Raw genomic sequence first — 17,556 nt, forward strand, 5'->3', positions numbered from 1 at the left:
AGGTGGCGATGGCAATCACTCTTAGCATGCTCTGAACCGTGTCTTCCCCGGACTTTCCTGTTAACGCTACAAAATCATCCGGGCAATGACAACCACCCCACCGTCATTCCAGGCGCAACAGCAAAGGGAACGCCCTTGAAGAAGCCGGAGGATCTCTAAGTTGATGAGATGTTTCGGCTTCTTTGTTGTTGGCAGCAGGCCCGCTGCAGACAGCTTTTATGATTTATCCGGTACCCTTAAAAAAAGTAGTATCGCCTCCTCGTGTGAACGCAGGCAATGGCTGCTTTTTCATTCTTCATTTTGGGAAATTTTTAAGCGGGGTCTCAGGACAATTGGTTGAACCGCTTTCTTTTTCTGAAAGCAACCGGTGCTTCTCCCAGGTATTTGCTAAACACCCTTGAAAAATAAAAAGGATCGGTCATGCCCAGTTTATAACAGATCTCTTTTACCGGGATATCGGTAAACTCCAGGTACTGACAGGCCCGTTGTATCTTCAGGTGATTAAAGTATTCCAGCGGCGGGTAGCCGGTTTTCTTTTTGAACAGGGATGAAAAGTGGGAGGGTGAGATATGAACCAGTGCGGCCAGCTCCGTTAACGTGCATACCGAATGGATATGCTCCTGCATGTAAGCGATGACCTCGTCCATTTTGCTCCGTTCTTCATGCAAGGGCGCGCTCAGGAATTGTGGAAAACAAAAGGTACCCAGGTAACTCGAAAAGAGCATATTGATATAACACAAATGAGGAATGCTGTGCCCGGTTTCGAGGGTGCTGTAAATATCGCCAAAAAGGGCTGTACGTTTTTCATTATCAGCCGCCGGTCCAATCAGGTTTTCATTGTCTTTAGTCAGCAGGTTTACAAACTCAGAAGAAGTTTCGCCGGTAAAATGCGCCCAATAGATCGACCAGGGAATATTGGGATCAGCGCCGTACCGGTGCCGTTTGTTAGCAGGGATGATGAGGTATTCGCCCCCTCTGATCACTTTGGTAATATGATCGAAGCTTACCCATCCCTGGCCCTCTGTACAGTAAATCAGAATATGTTGGGCGCAGCCCTGTTCCCGCCGCCGGTAATGGTATTGGGCATTAGGATAAAAGCCAATATCAGTAAGATACAGGTTTGATAATAGCTGTTTCGAGCGGCAAAGATTTAATACATTCCTGGGCAATACAATGGATTTTTGACCATTAAAGCCGTCTTTCTTTTTCGTTGGTTGTACATGCTCTTCTAACATACAAAAGCGTTTTAGACAACAGTTTCATAGCGCACGGAAAGCAATCGGATGCTTATTTCATCGCCCGGCAAAATGCCGGATCCGTTCTGTTATAAAGATACATAAAGTTTTTAAAACATGTATATACATGAGTGGATATGTTTGAACATTTATTTTATGTGATTTTTTTCCGGGTGCTGCCCAATAGATGGTTGACTTTTAGTAATTTACGTACTTGTTCAAAGAACGAACCACCCAGTAATAAACCTGAAAAATTGCAGGAGCACATGCTGTCCGAATTTTCAAGGCAGCAGTAACGGACTATGTTATATCTTTGAGGTATTCTACAACCCTCTAAATCCAAAACTATGTCGTTTTGTAAATCCTGCTTTGCGCTCATTTCCCTGTTCCTTACAACTGCGGTCTTTTCTCAAACCGTAATATGGAGTGATACTTTTGAAGATGCCGGTGCTCCGAGTTCCGGTGCCCGTGTTCCTTCGGTTGAAAATCACTGGCCGGCATCCCCTCTTTATACCCGGTATTTTTGCAGGGCGGCAGTTACCGATCTGAACCTGCAGAACGGGAGTTATACAAATATCCAGGGATCAAAGATCTGGGCAGCTGAAGATATTGATGGCGCCTTAACAGGCACCAACTTTGGTCAGAGTGCGGCACAAACCATTACCTGGAGCGGGATCAATATTTCAGGGAAAACGGCGCTGAGCTTCAGAGGTCTTTTTGGATGTAATAACAATAATAATGACCAGATATGGGAACCCGGGCCAGCGGGAGCGAGCCCTACCGATTATATGGTCGTATCTTATCGCATTGATGGCGGCCCCTGGAAAGATGCCGTGCGTTTGATGGGAAATAATGTAGGTAAAATGGCGCCGGAAACCACCGGGGATTCCACGGGTGATGGTACACCACTGTCGTCTTATGTAATGACAGAATTCGCAAAGGGTATTGCAGGCACCGGTACTACCCTGGACCTTCAGTTTAAAGCTTTTTCAAATGGCTCCGCAACCGAAGAATTCGCCATTGATAATTTCCGGATCTCGTTCGGCGATCTTAGTTTGCCGGTAACTTTTGGAGCAGTACGGGCTACGGCTGCTGCAGACCGGATGGATATTGATTGGAGCGCGGTTTCGGAAGCCAATACCGATCATTTTGAAATACAGCTTTCTGCAGATGGAAAAGATTTTGTAACGGTGTCTTCCGTGCAATCGAAGGCAGCAGCGGGTATTGCTCCTGCGTCCTTGGACTATCATATTTCAATCGGCCTGGATAAAGCGGCCGCCCTGCTTGGATTGAGCTGCTGTACGCTGCTGTTTTTTGGAATGTCGTTCAGGAAAAGAAAAGGCGGAGCTATTGTTTTCGCGATCCTTTCAGGACTGGTGATCTATGGCTGTACCAAAACCGGCTCCGGCACCATCGACCACTCTTCGGAAAAAGTATACGTACGTATTGCGGAGGTTGATAAAGACGGTACCAAAGCATATAGTAAGGTGGTGATGGTAGACCGGGAAAATGGCGAGTAATCGCCTCCGGATCTTCGTAGCAAAAATATATTTATTCAACGTCCATTCCGTCCGGATAGGTGTTTTCTCCGGTTACCGGGAAAATTTTAAAAATACAATCACCACAGGCGATCGCCTGTGGTGATCTCGTATAAGGCATGTCTGCATCCGCATACTGCTAATAAGTGCCTTCGCATTTGTGTCGGGCACTTCTTTTCATTCCTGTACATTTTGACCGGCCTGTTGCAACTGCATTTGTTTGTCGCAGCTATTGGTATATCCGGTTGATCCGGTTACTTTTTTTTAATCATCGCTATAATGGCCGTCTGCCAATGGAAAAAGGCAGGGTGGGTGCGGCTTATTGCTAAATTTTTTTGGGGAGGGTAGGGGATTTGCCTGAATCCAGCGTACGTATATGGAAGACCATGTTCATATAACGCGAATAGAGATCAAACAACGTGCGGATAAAAACCGGCACTCAGGACTATCAATAAACGCTCAACTGGACAACTGTTTATTATTAAAAACATCGCAGATTAAAATAAATAAAATAGCCTGCCGGATATGCAAGACACTTGGAATATCAGCTAGCTGCTAAGGCAAGAGCGCTTGTGCTACTTTATGGAAACGAAACAGGTTGAAAATAAAATAACCCAGAAATGAAAAAGATACTAACTGCTTTGGTGCTGTTGACCAGTTGCCTTTGTTGCATATCGCAGGAAAAATTAATGCAGATTCCGGTGGCTCCAAGCGTACGTGAGATGGAAAAGTATACTACTTATAATGTTGGATTACAGAACGGGGTGGCCTCTTTCGAAATTCCTATTCACAACATTGTAACAGGCAAAATAACCATTCCGATTGTTTTGAGTTATAAAGCCGCGCCAATCGAAAACAACGGACCAACAGATGAGGTGGGTACCGGCTGGATGATCACGCCCAAATATTCGGTATCAAGAACTGTTTATAACCGTACGGACGAGCTCTACCCGATGCCGGATAGCATGCTGGAAAAATTGCATGCATATACGAATAATGCGGACCGTGATTTTTTTCTATCTTCTTTTATCAGGCTGGGCTATGAGCCCGAGATACCCAATGCTACGGACTATTGGGACAGCGAATATGATCTGTTTCACTATAACACAGCAACCAGTAATGGGTCGTTTATTATCACGGATCGTGCAAATCGTCAAATCCGGCAGATCTCAAAAAACACAACCAGCATTTCCTACTTACAGGATGCCGTTACGCAGGGCGGAGGAGACCCTATTCCGGCGGGTATTAAATATCTTGAAATTACTGATGGAAATGGCATTAAATATGAAATGGGTAAACAGGCCGGCAGTAATGAAAAACTTTATGCGGTTACCGCTACGGAAGACGGCTCTGCAATTACGGGATGGTATGCATCCAGAATCACCGACCCTGCAGGCAATGCGGTTAAAATAAACTACACAAAGGGTTATGAAACGGATAGGAACCTGCGGACGTCTGTTTTTGTGAAGAACAAAACAATGCTGCCTGATTTTTCCAGCTCAGGAGTTATCAGTCATAATACTTCCATTCCCTATAACTATTTCAAAGTTATGCAGGTAAAAAGCATCGAAACAGGAGCTGAAAAGATATTGTACTACCGGCAGAAAGATAATATCAATGAAGGAGGCAGAATCGATTCTATCCTGATCGTAAATATGAATAATGAACGCGTTAAAAAAGTGCAGTTTCACTATTCCCTTTCATGGATGCATCAAATGCTGGACTCTGTAACGTTAACCGGCAGCAACGGAGAAATGCAGCGTTATCGTTTTGAATACAATAACCGGGGCAATGAATATCCACAGGATCATTGGGGCTTTTATGCGTCTGCCGGCATTGGCGATCAGCGCTACCCGGCTTTTCAGAATATTCATTTTCTGATTAACGGGGAATGTGCATTAATTACATTAAGCAATATCATTGCCTTAAATGCGGTTTACACGTCTTCACAGGCTGCGGAAAGTTATGTTTTAAAGAAAATACATTTTCCTACCGGGGGCAGCAGAACTTATGAATATGAACCCCATCAGTATACCGGGTTCGATGAACGATATAATGCAATGGGTACAAAGGAAATGGGCATCCGGGTGAAACAAATCAGCTCTTACGACGGCGCCAACAACACACTGATTGAGGAATACAAATACGGCTTTAATGAAAATGGCTTGGGCATTGTTTACAACGATATGGCCAGAACATCCTGGTTTGCGTCCGAGGGGGCCGAGCTTTTACTTTCACCATCCAATTACAACTCGGTAATCGGGCGATCTGTATTGTATAACTCCACTAATCCGTATGCAGGCATGGTCAATTCTAAGGGAAGCATTTATTACCCGCAGGTAACGGTTTATAAGAAAAAACAGAGCGGTCCGGGTTATGACTACGGGAAAACGGAATATTTTTTCAACAACGCCGAGTCCGTATATTCTGAATATGGGTATAAATTTTACAGCACAATTGGCGGTCTGAACCTAACCTGCAGTGTTCTTTATGAAATAGGATCAGACAGAATTTATCGGCCCAGTCACATTGATTACTCGGAGACATGGAAACAACCCTTTCTGAAGGAAGAACGCTATTATACGCAGCGAGGCAGTTCGCTTTTTCTGACCAGGAAAAAGGAATATGCCTATATCCAAAAAGATACTGAAAATTATGGAGGCTTACATGTGCGGCGGTTTGTATCCTGTTATCCGGAGTATCATCCTTCTTTAAAGGACTATTACTATCAGCATGTTCCGTCTTTGTTTGATTATGCAGAATATTGGATCAGTTGCGCAACAAATCTTTTGAGCCAGGAAAAAGAAACACTCTATGATGATCTTGGCGTTACGCCGGTAAAAACAACAACGACCGATTTTGATTATAACGGCCTCAACCAAACAGCAGTCATTTCAGCAATGAACAGCAAAAACGAACAGAAATCTACCTCCTACAAGTATCCCATTGATCTGCCATCCATTCCCGTCTATCAGCAAATGATCGGGAAAAATATCTTAAACCCGGTTATTGAAGATACCAGAAAGGTAAATAGTCTGCAAACATTTTATGGTGTTACAAATTATGGGTTGGTTAATAGCATATACGTACCCGTTTCAGTAAAAGATCAATACGGAAATAACAGCCTGGAGACAAAATATTCGTTTAACGCTTTCGATGTTAAGGGGAACCTGCTGGAGCAGCAAAAAGCCAATGATGTAAGGGAGGTATTTCTTTGGGGATACAGAAGCCAGTACCCGGTAGCGAAAGTATCCGGAAGCGACTATGTTACCGTAAAAAGTTTCATTAGCCAGGCAATTTTAGACAGCGCGCATTTGTATACGGAGGACCAAGTGCGGACAGAGCTCAATAAAATACGAACAGGTCTTGCAAATACCAGTTCACAGGTATTTACCTATACGTACCGGCCGTCATTTGGCATGACCTCCGAAACTGACCCAACCGGACGCACAACATTCTATAGCTATGACGGTTTCGGCCGGTTAAGCCTGGTTAAAGATAGCGAAGGGAAAATAGTAAAGAAAATATGTTACAACTATGCAGGAATGCAGACGGATTGCAGTACAGGAATGCTGGTTACTACAACGCCACAATGGACAGCCACCGGCAGCTACCGTTGCGTAACAGATGGTGGAGGCAGTAATACCGGTTACCAGGAACGGGAGGAGCGGGACGTCAATCCCTATAGCAGCAGCTATAATCAGCTGCGTTGGACCAATAACGGGTATAACACCAATTCCTGTCCCCTGCCTGCCTCCTGTAGTTATCCCTGCGATAACTATGGGCCAACTTATCGATGTGTGAATGGCTTCTGTGAGAATGGGTATATGGTGTATACGGATACCTACTACGATAATACAAACCACCGGTATGTCTGCGTATATCACTATGAATGGAGCGATGGCGTATGGAGTGAAAATTATTACGAGTATAATTATGATGGTTACTGTCGGTTTTAATCAATAACATAAACATTCAAGCAATGAAAAAAGTAGTATACCTGGTTGGGCTGTTTTTTGCCAGTACCAATATTTCAGCGCAACAGCGGGTAATATCCGACGTACAGGTATCGCATAAGATATCTGATAAAGTGGCCGACAGCCTTGGACTGGATGAACAAACCCGGGCCAAATTATTCCGGTTGAGTCAATATATTGCTGAACAAAAGTTGCAGGCGCGCAAAGCCTCCAACGACAGGGCCGGTGTAAGTAAACGGCTGCAGCTGATAGAAAATAGCCGGGATTCATTGTATAAGACCGTGCTCAGCCCGGCTAAATATCAACAGTACCTGCAACGGAAACGGACGCTTATCGGAATAACTGATCAAAAATAAAACTGCGATTGCACCTGCTCGTTAAAAACAAAATACCGGCTTATGAACCGATCTGCGACAAACATCCGACATCTTCAACCCCTATTATTACTGGCTCTTTTTTTAAGTTTTTTTCTGCCAACGCAGGCATTCAGCCAGATAACAGGCGCCAACATAACCAATCCCGTAATAATTGGCAACTATGCAGCGGGAAGCTACAGCTACAGTGATACAAAAAATAACAGTACTTCAAACGGGTACGGCAACGATATCGGCCAGTCCAGCGATGATATTTACTACAAGCTAACGGTGCAGGGCAATACCCAGATCAGTATCGCCCTTTGTAATTCAACCTTTGATACCTACCTGTATCTGCTCAACAGTTCCGGAACTATTATCCAGTCTAACGACGATAGCGGTCCCCTGTGCACTGGGGTGCAGTCATCCATCCAAACGAATATAACTCCGGGCATCTATTATATAGTAACAGAGGGGTATGGTAGTTATTCCGGTAACCTGGCGTTATCCGTTAATTGTTTCGTACAGTCGCCGCCGGTTGTCTTTACTTCCGATCCCCGCAATTTTATAAAAGTCTGGGAAGCTAAGTACCCGGAGACAAGTGTAACAACCCTGTTAGGTAAGGATGTTCAGGATGTAGCGCATACTGCCCAGTACTTTGATGGCCTGGGCCGTCCGCTGCAAGGCGTTATAAAGAAAGGATCTTTGGATACCGAAACAGGAATATGCAAAGACGTGGTTACCCCCGTGGTGTATGATGAGCTGGGTAGGGAAGCCAGGAAATATCTTCCGTATGTAACCGCGGATGCTACAGGGATCTATAAGGACGGCGCGGTAGCTGCCCAGGCCGGTTATTATAGTTCCGCACCCGGTCTGGCCGGTCAGAACGAGAGCCATTTTTATAGTCAGACGGTATTTGAGGCCTCCCCTTTAAACCGGGTGCTGGAACAGTTTGCACCCGGCAAGAATTGGGCAGGAAGCATTATACAGTCAAATGAGGCCGACCGGCACAGTATTAAAAGCAAATATTTGGTAAATACCAGCCAGGACAGTATACGGATCTGGGATGTAACAAATGCTGTAACACCCGGCGACTGGGGAACCTACGCTGCAAGGAATGCTTCCTATGCCGCGGGGTCACTATATAAGAGCATTACCGTGGATGAACAGGGTAGCCAGGTAATTGAATTCACAAATAATGAAGGATTAACCGTACTGAAGAAGGTACAACTTACGGCCACCGCCGACAATGGTTTGGGGAATGGGCATAGTGGCTGGATCTGCACCTATTATATATATGATGATCTGAACCAGCTAAGATGTGTCATCCAGCCGGAAGGTGTAAAAACGTTATCCGCCAGCAACTGGCAGCTGACATCCACACTGCTTGCCGAACAATGCTTCCGGTATGAGTACGATGGCCGCCAGCGGATGATTGTAAAACAGGTACCGGGGGCCGCGGCCGTATACATGATCTATGATGCAAGAGACCGGCTCGTAATGACCCAGGATGGAAAGCTACGAGAAGGGAATATGTGGAACTATACCTGCTATGATGCCCTAAACCGCCCTGTTGCTACCGGTGTATTCTCTAACGGGAATACCGCGCAAAGCCATCGTGGCAGTGCATCATCCAGCATTGGGTATCCCACGCCGGCCATGCTGAATGGCGTACAACACCTCACCGAAACATTTTATGATAATTACGATTGGGTAATTGCGGCACCTTATAGTAGTGCCCTTAGCGGGAAAATTGACGCCGCTTATGACGGCAGCAGTGATGCCGGTAATTTGCTTGCCGGTAGCAATACTACCTGGCCTTATGCCCAGTCTAACGCGAAAGACGACCGTACCAAGGGCATGATTACCGGTACCAGGGTACAGGTGTTGGGTAACCCTACTACTTACCGGTACAGCCTGAACATTTACGATAACAAGGCTCGTCCAATACAGGTTAAACAGCTCAATCATACCGGCGGTGCAGACATATTCACCACCCAGTACAGCTGGGCGGGGCAGCCGTTGCTAACCATCAGCAAACAAAACAAGACAGGTGCTGGTGCACAAACGAACACCCTGGTAACCATCAACACTTATGACGCCCTGAACCGGTTGGTAAAGATCAGTAAAAAGCTGGCCAATAGTCTGATCAACGGCGGAGTAATGAGTGCAACGAAGGACATGGCCATCAATAAATACGATGAACTGGGCCGGCTGAAGGAAAAAGTGCTGGCCCCGACGGATGCCAATGGCATATCCGGCCTGGAAAAACAGATGTTTGATTATAATATAAGAGACTGGCTGTTGGGAATGAACCGGGGCTACGCCAGCGGCAGTAATAATAACAGTAATTTTGGTTTTGAGCTAAGCTATGACCAGGATCCTGTTTTAGGCGGTTCAACCGGCAATCGGTATTACAACGGTAATATAGCAGGAATGACCTGGCGCGGGAAAACAGGAACTGCCGAAATCCGGCGTTATGATTTTAGCTATGACAATGTTAACCGCCTGATGCTTGCGGACTTTAAGCAGTACAATGGCAGCAGTTTTTCAGCTACGGGCGCCTTTAACAGTCGCATGGGAAATGGAAGCCCGTTAAACCCGGAAAGCGCCTATGATTACAACGGCAATATTAAAGAGATGACCCAACAGGGGATGTACAATGGTAATAGCTTGCTCATCGATCAGCTTTCATATACGTACCAGCCGGGGAGCAATAAGCTGGCAAAGGTGACGGACCAGGCGGGCGATACCCGTAGTTACCAGTTGGGCGATTTCAATGATGGCGGCAACGGCGGTGACGATTATGCCTATGATGTCAATGGCAACCTGACCAAAGACGAGAACAAGAATATTTCCGGCATTAGCTACAATAGCCTAAATTTACCGGAACAGATTACCGTTACCGGCAAGGGAACGATCAGCTATCAGTATGATGCCGCCGGTAATAAACTAAGTAAAACAGTCAATGAAACCGGCCAGGGTCAGAAGATAACCATTTACCTGGACGGAATGATCTTTGAAAACAATGTGCTCCAGCATATAACAACGGAGGAAGGGCGACTCCGGCCCAATGGCAGTTCCTTTACCGCCGACTATTTCCTGAAGGATCATCTGGGCAATGTACGGTCAATGATCAATGAGAATGGAACGTTATTGGAGGAGACCCATTATTATCCATTTGGGTTGACGCAAAGAGGAATAAGTGCGCAGCAAGCAACAGCTTCGTTACAGAATAAATATTTGTATAATGGTAAAGAGTTGCAAAGTGATTTAGGACTAGACCAATATGATTATGGAGCGAGGTTTTATGATGCACAGATAGGAAGATGGGGGCAGGTAGATCCGCTGGCGGATCAGATGCGTAGACATTCTGTTTATAATTATGCTTTTGATAATCCGATAAAATTTATAGATCCGGATGGGATGGCTCCCTTTGATGATTATTATAGTAGAAGAACTGGTAAATATCTAGGAAGTGATGCAGATAACAGTTCCGTTGGTGTAAGACGCCTGATTGATGAAGATAGGTTTACGCAAATAGGTAATGAAAGTGGAGGAACAAATACATGGACAGCTACTGTACAACTACAAAGTGAAGGTTCTATTATTTCTGTTGATGATTCAAAAATTCAATCTGATTTACAAACAATCAGAGATGATTCAAGAACCCAAAGTATTGAGCATCAGATCTATATTTATATCGATGTCGCTAATTCCACAATCACATCTAGAATTGGAAAACCTGGAACAAATTCTGAAACTACATTAGAAAGTTATCCAATCAAAGCTGGATTTAGTCAGATAGATGGAGTCGATGGAAAACGAGATGCTAATACGATATTAATTGCTCAGGCTCATGGACATCCGGAATCGAATACACCCAATACTCAAACATTAAGTCAAATGTCGCCAAAAGATGAAGGAACTTCAAAAGGTTTGCAAATTCCGATTTATGGAGTAGATGCTATGTCTGGAAGAAGAGGTGCAGCGGCAAATATAAATAGAGCAAATCCTGACGGAACTACTACTAATAAAGTGGGAAAGACCAGTGGTGTAGGGAAGTCAGGAACATTTAATATTGGTAGAGACGCCCTGAAGATTTGGGGTAGAAGCGGGAAACCTCAAATGTAGTAATTATGAATAATATTAAAAATCTTTTAGTACTGCTATTCTTTTTTCAAGGAACAGTCTTGGTCGCACAGACAGATGATAAGATTAGATATATCTTACCAAACAGCGTCGAAAAGTACCTGGACAGTAGTATTAATATCATGTCCGGTAAAGAATATAAATTTTATTTTCTATTCAAAAAGGATGCGCATTTTAATATTACAATGGGACGGTATAATAAAACAGAAGAGAAGAATGTTCTACAATGGGTTAGGAAAACTAATCGTTTTGTCCTGATTAATAAATCTATTTATCCATTAATTTTTGACTATGATTTGACATTTGCTGCTATTGATAATAATATTGGTTTGTTCGGTGATCGAGATGGAAATGTAAAAAAAGTAAGCTTGATTTTACATGGTGCTTCTATTTACTTTAAAGCCGATGGAACAATAATAAAAATGGAGAATTGGTAACAGCAGTAATGGATAAAATAAATAACCTTCCTAATTGCGGATTCAATACTTCAAAGGTGTCAAGTCGGAAACTCGGGACAAAAGTTGAAAAAACATTTGTTGAAGCAGTAACTGGTGGCGGAAAAAGGCAATCAAAAGCAGAACATAAATATCTCAATTAAATGATTACTTATGTATTGGAAACTGTTTGTTTTGAGTTTTGCTATATTAAGTTGTTCTGGAAGATCAGAAGTTATTAATACTAATGATGCAGAGAGCATTACTGTATCCTCAAATAATGAATTTGATTCCAGTGCGAAATACATAACGACTAAGGATAGCATTAAGAGCATTTTAAATCAATTAAATAAGGCATATCCAACGCCAATAAAGTTTTACGCTACCCATAGGCTTGAGGTTTTGTATCGCAATGGCTTGCGGGTATTAGTTCTATGTAATGCTAAATCAATGAAAGTGGAGGGACGGACTTATAGAATGAGCAGGGATATAAGTGATATACTTCAGTAAAATAAAGTTAAAGGACAGGGAAAAAAGTGAAAAATCTGGACAACAGTCCGGGCGCCCGGACTGTTTGCGGTATGTATAGGCAGCACTTTATGAAACAGTGTTATCAAATTATTTTAGTGTATTTATTGGCGATGATTTTTCTTTATCCGGTTATTGCGCATATATTGATGTTTCAATTAGGTTACATGACGGATAAGTTACCACATGGTAAATTTTGGATTTATATACAAATATTCATGAGCGGCCCAGGCCTGATTATATTAGGGATATTGCTTTATTTTAAGTACGGCGGACTTGTTAATAAAATTTTTGGAATATGTTTCTTTATTATGGCTCTGTGTTGGCTATGCAATATTGCTGGTGATGTAATTAAAGAAGCTGCTTAGTTTAAATATAAAAGCCCGGCATTGCGGGGCTTTTAGAGCGCTTATCAATATGTGCATTATGTAAAGATGCTAGGCGGAGAGGTCGAAGCTACTTTTGAGTTGATTGAGAAAAGTAATAGTAGAAAAGATACGGCCCTGGTCGGCAACTCCATTGGCTTTAAAATTGGGGTAACGTCTAAGGTGTTCGAGAAAATTCCGTTCAGGACAATAGGAAGAACCCTATTGTCAGTACAATCGCCTAAGGTTGCAAAGACAATAACGGCAACTTTCAGAGCGTTGCTCAACTGATAAATGTGGGAATGAATCAGTAATAATGCCACTCTTTTCCCCTTTAAATTTTATCTGGCAAATTTCTTTGTACCGACTACACATAAAATCACCCCAACTGTAACGGCCAGCATACCGATGCTTACGTGCTCGTGCAGTAAGCAGGTGGCAAGTGCCAAACCGAAAAAGGGTTGTAACAACTGCAATTGTCCTACGGTTGCAGTACCGCCTTGTGCCAAACCTTTATACCAGAAAACGAAGCCGATAAACATACTGAACAACGATACATAACCCAGGCCGATCCAGGCTCCTGTACCAACGGCCTCAAATGAGGCAGGCATAAAAACTACTGTAAGCGGCAGCATCAGCGGTAATGAAAGTACCAGGGCCCAGGAAATAACCTGCCATCCACCTAAGGTCTTTGTCAGTTTTGCGCCTTCCGCATAACCCAATCCACAAAGAATGACCGCGCCAAGCATCAGTACGTCGCCGAGAGGTGAAGCCGAAAGACCTTGTGCCAACGCATAGCCGATCACCAGCAGGCTGCCCAAAACAGAAAAAAGCCAGAATATGGGCCGGGGCCGTTCGCCTCCGCGAAGGATACCAAATATGGCGGTAGCTACCGGCAATATTCCTATAAAAACAATGGAATGCGCCGAGGTGACGTATGTTAGCGCTAAGGCACTTAATAAGGGAAAACCAACCACTACACCAAGCGCCACAATGGCCAGTGAAAAAAAATGTTTTCGTTCCGGGCGCTTTTCTTTGAAGAGGATTAATACGATAAGTGCCAGTATCCCTGCAACAGCAGCGCGGGCAACGGTAAGAAACACAGGATTAAATACAGCAACCGCTACTCTTGTGGCCGGCAGCGACCCACTAAACAATACCACACCTATAAAGCCATTCAACCAGCCCTGTGCTGAATTTTCTTTTATCTTATTTATAACCAGTTCTGACATTGGATTATATGTTGATGTAAATTTCGGAAACGAGTGTAGATGAGTACCGCCGCAGTTACGATTGTTTTTATGGATACAGTGTAACTACGGATCTTTAAGCGCCTGGCTGCATATGGTGTTCAAACTCCTGCATAACGGCAACTAAGGTCTTAACACTTTCCAGCGACAATGCATTGTACAGTGATGCCCTGAACCCGCCGTAATCTGCATATTGTTTGATGCCTACCACCCCTCGTTCTGCTGCAAAATCCAGGAACGCCTGTTCCTGTTCCGGCTTATCTGCCCAAAATGTAATGTTCATCCTGCTCCGTTGCGTGCTATTGCTGACTCTGCCCGTAAAAAGACGGTTCCTGTCAATTTCTTCATAAAGCAGCTGGCTTTTCTCGATATTCCTTTTTTCAATGGCGCTGATGCCGCCTTCACGTTGCAGCCACTGGAGATTGAGCAAGGTTGTATAAATGGCAAAAACGGGCGGCGTATTGTAGAGCGACCTGTTTGTTGCAAGGGTGGCATAGTTAAATATGTTGGGAATATCCGGGTTGACGTTATCCAGCAGGTCTTTTCTAATAACGATGATGGAAACACCCGCTGCCCCGGCATTTTTTTGTACACTGGCATATATCATCCCGAATTTTGTAACATCGATTTCCGCACTCAGTATATCGGATGACATATCGCAGATAACCGGCACGGATGTTTGCGGTACCTCCCTCAGGGTTGTTCCGTAGATCGTATTGTTTGAAGTATAGTGAAAATAAATACTGTCTTCTGGAATAGCGAAGCCGGTAGGAATGGAACGGTAGGCCTCCGCTTTTCCCGATGCAACAACATGAACCCTGCCGTAATAGCGGGCCTCATTGATGGCATTGGCTGCCCAAACGCCGCTGTCGAGGTAAGCGGCTCCTGTGTCTTTATGTAAGAGGTTGAGCGGAATTTGTGCAAAATGCTGGCTTGCTCCGCCCGCAAGAAACAACACGGCATATGCCTGTGGAATAGAAAGCAGTTCACGCAGCAAAGCTTCTGCTTCCATAAGAATGCCGGCAAACGCGGAAGACCGGTGCGAAGTTTCCAGCAAAGAAAGCCCGGTTCCGTTATAATTCTTAATGGCATCCGCTGCCTTATGATATACGTAATCGGGTAGTATAGCGGGGCCACCGCTAAAATTATGCAATTTCATTATTGATCCTATTTTAGGACAAAAGTACTCTTGGGTTTTGGATAAACACAGTCACAGTTTTTGATATTTTAATAGACACAGTTATTTTTGCTATACCGGGGATGATTTTAACAGTCGTACAGCGATTTTTGGTATAGAGCACTTGCGTACCGGCAAAAAGCTACAAATCCAATAGCCATGAAAAAGGAATTTTTATATAGTGAAATAGCAAATAACATTGCCGATAAGATTAAGACAGGCGTACTTAAAGCGGGGGAGCGTCTTCCATCGGTAAGAAAATTGAGCGAGGAACACGGGATGAGTGTTAATACCGCGAAAAGGGTCTTTCTCGAACTGGAAGCACAATCATTGGTGCAGTCAAAACCCCAGTCAGGCTATTTTGTAAGCACGTTAAATTATCTGAAGCTTCCGTTACCGGAGGCCAGTCAGCCGGTTCCGGTTGCCAATAACAGGGAACCGGATGCACTGATAAGCGGTGTTTACTCCACCATGGGACGCAGCGATCTAACGCTGTTTTCCATTGGCGTACCCTCCGGCAACCTGCTGCCGCTGGCAAAATTAAAAAAGGAGATTGTACTGGCCACAAGAGAACTAAAGGAAGGAGGTACGGAATATGAACCGCTGCAGGGCAATGTGAAACTGCGCCGGATGGTGGCCGCCCGCTCATTGGCCTGGAAGGGCAGTTTAAAGGAAAGCGACCTGGTTACCACAAACGGCTGCATGAACGCATTGGCTTTGTGTCTGATGGCATTGACGAAACGGGGTGATACCATTGCGTTGGAAAGTCCCTGTTATCCCGGCATTCTCCAGCTTGCGGTAAGCCTGGGACTGAAAGTGCTGGAAGTAGCCACGCACCCCGTAACGGGCATCGATATTGCGGCGCTGAAAAAATTGCTGCCGAAGATAACCGTCTGCCTTTTGGTGCCCAATTTCAATACGCCTCTGGGATATTGTATGCCCGATGCAAATAAAAAGGAGGTGGTGGCACTGCTGGCGGCGTATAACATTCCGCTTATTGAAGATGATACCTACGGGGATATTCATTTCGGTTCGGAACGTCCAAAATGCTGTAAATCGTTCGACCGGCATGGTAATGTGCTGTGGTGCGGGTCTGTATCCAAAACGCTTGCCCCGGGATATCGCGTAGGTTGGGTTGCGCCCGGCAGGTACAAAGAGCAAATACTGAAACTAAAGCTGATACATTCCGTGTCTTCTACCTCTGTGATCAACGAAGCCGTGGGAAACTTCCTGCTGACGGGGAAATATGAGCACCATCTTCGCCACCTGCGCAGAACGTTACAGGAAAATTATCAGCAATGCGCGGATGCGATCGCCGACTATTTTCCGGAAGGAACCAGGATCAGCCGGCCACAGGGAGGTCTTGCACTTTGGGTAGAATTCCCGAAAACAGTAGATACGGGTGAATTGTACAACGATGCCCTGAAAAAGCGCATCAGTATTTCGCCTGGTCGAATGTTTACATTGCAAAACCAGTTTCATAACTGTATGCGTCTTTGTATCGGTTTACCGTGGACGGATGAGCTGAAACTGAAATTGAAACAGCTCGGAGCGCTTGCGAAAATGATATAACTGCCCGGAGCAACAAAAGATAACCAGGAGGAATGGCCAGGTTTATGCATTAACACCGTATGAACAGATCCGGGTTATCGGGTCAGTGCAATTGTTGCATTAATATTTTTTTAATATAAAAACGTTTTTTAATGTTTTTATATTCAGTTGTTAAGGCTGCCTGCCCTGGATCGCCAATGAAGTTGCGGGTATGTGCAATTATAGCGCTCAATCGTTTGCACATAATTCTGCGAAAATTTCTGCCGGATGTTTTGTAGTTTTATTATGAATTGTTTGTTTGTGTATTTTAAGCACAGTTATCGCCTTTAGTAAAAACGATCACTTATATTTCTCTGTAACTACAACTTAATGTATGGAGCGTAACAAGGTTTTGGCCTTAAAAGAGGGAGACTATAGGGTCTTCAATGATGTTTTCGAAGCCTACTGGAATAAAGTATATATCTATTTAGTAAAAAAAACCAAGAACTCAGAAGTAGCAAAGGATCTGACTCAGCTTGTGTTTATCAAACTTTGGAAATATCGTCAGACATTGTCCGATCAGATTGGGCTAAACGAGCAGATATTCAGGAAAACAAAACAAATATTTATTGATTGGTTACGCCAGGAGCTACGTAACCGCAATCATATTATGGCAGTGGATAACCTGCCCCAGGCGGGAGCCATACTTGCAAATGAAGAAAATCTTGAAACTAAAAGAGATATTTATATAGCGCTGCAAACCCTGCCACCTAAAAGAAAGCAGATATTTGAGCTTAAGCATATTCATGGATATTCATATAAGGAAATCGCAGCGGCATTAAAAATATCGGTAAAAACTGTTGATAATCAATTAACAAAAGCTAATTTGCAGCTACGCAAGCTCCTTCAGATGTCCGTTTTTACAGCTATCGGTATTGATATTATTAATAATGTTGCGTAAAGCGGGGTGAATAAAATTGTACTAAAGATATTGCCTGGCATTACGGGTGTGCAACA

13 protein-coding genes are annotated in these 17,556 nt (G+C 44.1%); 10 read left to right on the top strand and 3 right to left on the bottom strand.

What is annotated here, in order from left to right:
• Positions 1 to 323: 323 nt before the first annotated feature.
• The gene (locus LQ567_RS20070) at positions 324 to 1,235 is read right to left on the bottom strand and encodes an AraC family transcriptional regulator (protein WP_231007509.1); all 912 of its coding nucleotides are present in this window, start codon (positions 1,233 to 1,235) and stop codon (positions 324 to 326) included.
• Positions 1,236 to 1,582: 347 nt separating this feature from the next.
• Here LQ567_RS20070 and LQ567_RS20075 point away from each other — a divergent pair, with 347 nt between their 5' ends.
• From LQ567_RS20075 to LQ567_RS20110, 8 genes are all read left to right on the top strand, one after another.
• Entirely contained in the window at positions 1,583 to 2,755 is a 1,173-nt protein-coding gene (locus LQ567_RS20075; protein WP_231007511.1) for a hypothetical protein, read from the top strand.
• A 638-nt stretch (positions 2,756 to 3,393) separates the two neighbouring features.
• A complete protein-coding gene (locus LQ567_RS20080) occupies positions 3,394 to 6,732 on the top strand; it encodes an RHS repeat domain-containing protein (protein ID WP_231007513.1) in 3,339 nt (1,112 codons plus the stop codon).
• 23 nt (positions 6,733 to 6,755) lie between these two features.
• The gene (locus tag LQ567_RS20085; RefSeq protein ID WP_231007514.1) at positions 6,756 to 7,106 is read left to right on the top strand and encodes a hypothetical protein; all 351 of its coding nucleotides are present in this window, start codon (positions 6,756 to 6,758) and stop codon (positions 7,104 to 7,106) included.
• A 42-nt stretch (positions 7,107 to 7,148) separates the two neighbouring features.
• The gene (locus tag LQ567_RS20090) at positions 7,149 to 11,237 is read left to right on the top strand and encodes a DUF6443 domain-containing protein (RefSeq protein ID WP_231007515.1); all 4,089 of its coding nucleotides are present in this window, start codon (positions 7,149 to 7,151) and stop codon (positions 11,235 to 11,237) included.
• Positions 11,238 to 11,242: 5 nt separating this feature from the next.
• Complete coding sequence (locus LQ567_RS20095) at positions 11,243 to 11,692, top strand: hypothetical protein (protein WP_231007516.1); 450 nt, start codon at positions 11,243 to 11,245, stop codon at positions 11,690 to 11,692.
• The gene (locus LQ567_RS20100; protein WP_231007517.1) at positions 11,686 to 11,853 is read left to right on the top strand and encodes a hypothetical protein; all 168 of its coding nucleotides are present in this window, start codon (positions 11,686 to 11,688) and stop codon (positions 11,851 to 11,853) included. Before LQ567_RS20095 ends, LQ567_RS20100 begins: the two co-directional genes overlap by 7 nt.
• A 10-nt stretch (positions 11,854 to 11,863) precedes the next feature.
• Positions 11,864 to 12,199 (top strand): hypothetical protein, encoded by a 336-nt coding sequence (locus tag LQ567_RS20105; RefSeq protein ID WP_231007518.1) that lies wholly within the window; start codon positions 11,864 to 11,866, stop codon positions 12,197 to 12,199.
• A 26-nt stretch (positions 12,200 to 12,225) separates the two neighbouring features.
• A complete protein-coding gene (locus LQ567_RS20110) occupies positions 12,226 to 12,585 on the top strand; it encodes a hypothetical protein (protein ID WP_231007519.1) in 360 nt (119 codons plus the stop codon).
• Between the two features lie 338 nt (positions 12,586 to 12,923).
• Here the strand turns inward: LQ567_RS20110 and LQ567_RS20115 are convergent, their stop codons facing one another.
• Together LQ567_RS20115 and serC are read right to left on the bottom strand one after the other, a co-directional pair.
• Positions 12,924 to 13,814: a DMT family transporter gene (locus tag LQ567_RS20115; protein WP_231007520.1), complete on the bottom strand. Its 891-nt coding sequence runs from the start codon at positions 13,812 to 13,814 to the stop codon at positions 12,924 to 12,926.
• 94 nt (positions 13,815 to 13,908) lie between these two features.
• Positions 13,909 to 14,991 carry a 3-phosphoserine/phosphohydroxythreonine transaminase gene (gene serC, locus LQ567_RS20120; RefSeq protein WP_231007521.1) on the bottom strand — a complete coding sequence of 361 codons (1,083 nt, stop codon included), beginning with the start codon at positions 14,989 to 14,991 and terminating at the stop codon, positions 13,909 to 13,911.
• Between the two features lie 177 nt (positions 14,992 to 15,168).
• On the opposite strand from serC, the gene LQ567_RS20125 reads away from it, so the two are divergent.
• Together LQ567_RS20125 and LQ567_RS20130 are read left to right on the top strand one after the other, a co-directional pair.
• Positions 15,169 to 16,581, top strand: a complete 1,413-nt coding sequence (locus LQ567_RS20125) for an aminotransferase-like domain-containing protein (protein ID WP_231007522.1) — start codon at positions 15,169 to 15,171, stop codon at positions 16,579 to 16,581.
• A gap of 352 nt (positions 16,582 to 16,933) precedes the next feature.
• Positions 16,934 to 17,500, top strand: a complete 567-nt coding sequence (locus tag LQ567_RS20130) for an RNA polymerase sigma factor (protein ID WP_231007523.1) — start codon at positions 16,934 to 16,936, stop codon at positions 17,498 to 17,500.
• The last annotated feature ends 56 nt before the right edge of the window (positions 17,501 to 17,556 follow it).

Origin of the sequence: Niabella pedocola (assembly GCF_021044425.1) — a bacterium.
Lineage (GTDB): Bacteria > Bacteroidota > Bacteroidia > Chitinophagales > Chitinophagaceae > Niabella > Niabella pedocola.

Bases quoted from the DNA above. Each gene is read 5' to 3' on its own strand.
- serC (WP_231007521.1), bottom strand. From the start codon at position 14,991: ATGAAATTGCATAATTTTAGCGGTGGCCCCGCTATACTACCCGATTAC.
- LQ567_RS20090 (WP_231007515.1), top strand. From the start codon at position 7,149: ATGAACCGATCTGCGACAAACATCCGACATCTTCAACCCCTATTATTA.
- LQ567_RS20125 (WP_231007522.1), top strand. From the start codon at position 15,169: ATGAAAAAGGAATTTTTATATAGTGAAATAGCAAATAACATTGCCGAT.
- LQ567_RS20105 (WP_231007518.1), top strand. From the start codon at position 11,864: ATGTATTGGAAACTGTTTGTTTTGAGTTTTGCTATATTAAGTTGTTCT.
- LQ567_RS20075 (WP_231007511.1), top strand. From the start codon at position 1,583: ATGTCGTTTTGTAAATCCTGCTTTGCGCTCATTTCCCTGTTCCTTACA.
- LQ567_RS20130 (WP_231007523.1), top strand. From the start codon at position 16,934: ATGGAGCGTAACAAGGTTTTGGCCTTAAAAGAGGGAGACTATAGGGTC.
- LQ567_RS20070 (WP_231007509.1), bottom strand. From the start codon at position 1,235: ATGTTAGAAGAGCATGTACAACCAACGAAAAAGAAAGACGGCTTTAAT.
- LQ567_RS20080 (WP_231007513.1), top strand. From the start codon at position 3,394: ATGAAAAAGATACTAACTGCTTTGGTGCTGTTGACCAGTTGCCTTTGT.
- LQ567_RS20085 (WP_231007514.1), top strand. From the start codon at position 6,756: ATGAAAAAAGTAGTATACCTGGTTGGGCTGTTTTTTGCCAGTACCAAT.
- LQ567_RS20115 (WP_231007520.1), bottom strand. From the start codon at position 13,814: ATGTCAGAACTGGTTATAAATAAGATAAAAGAAAATTCAGCACAGGGC.
- LQ567_RS20095 (WP_231007516.1), top strand. From the start codon at position 11,243: ATGAATAATATTAAAAATCTTTTAGTACTGCTATTCTTTTTTCAAGGA.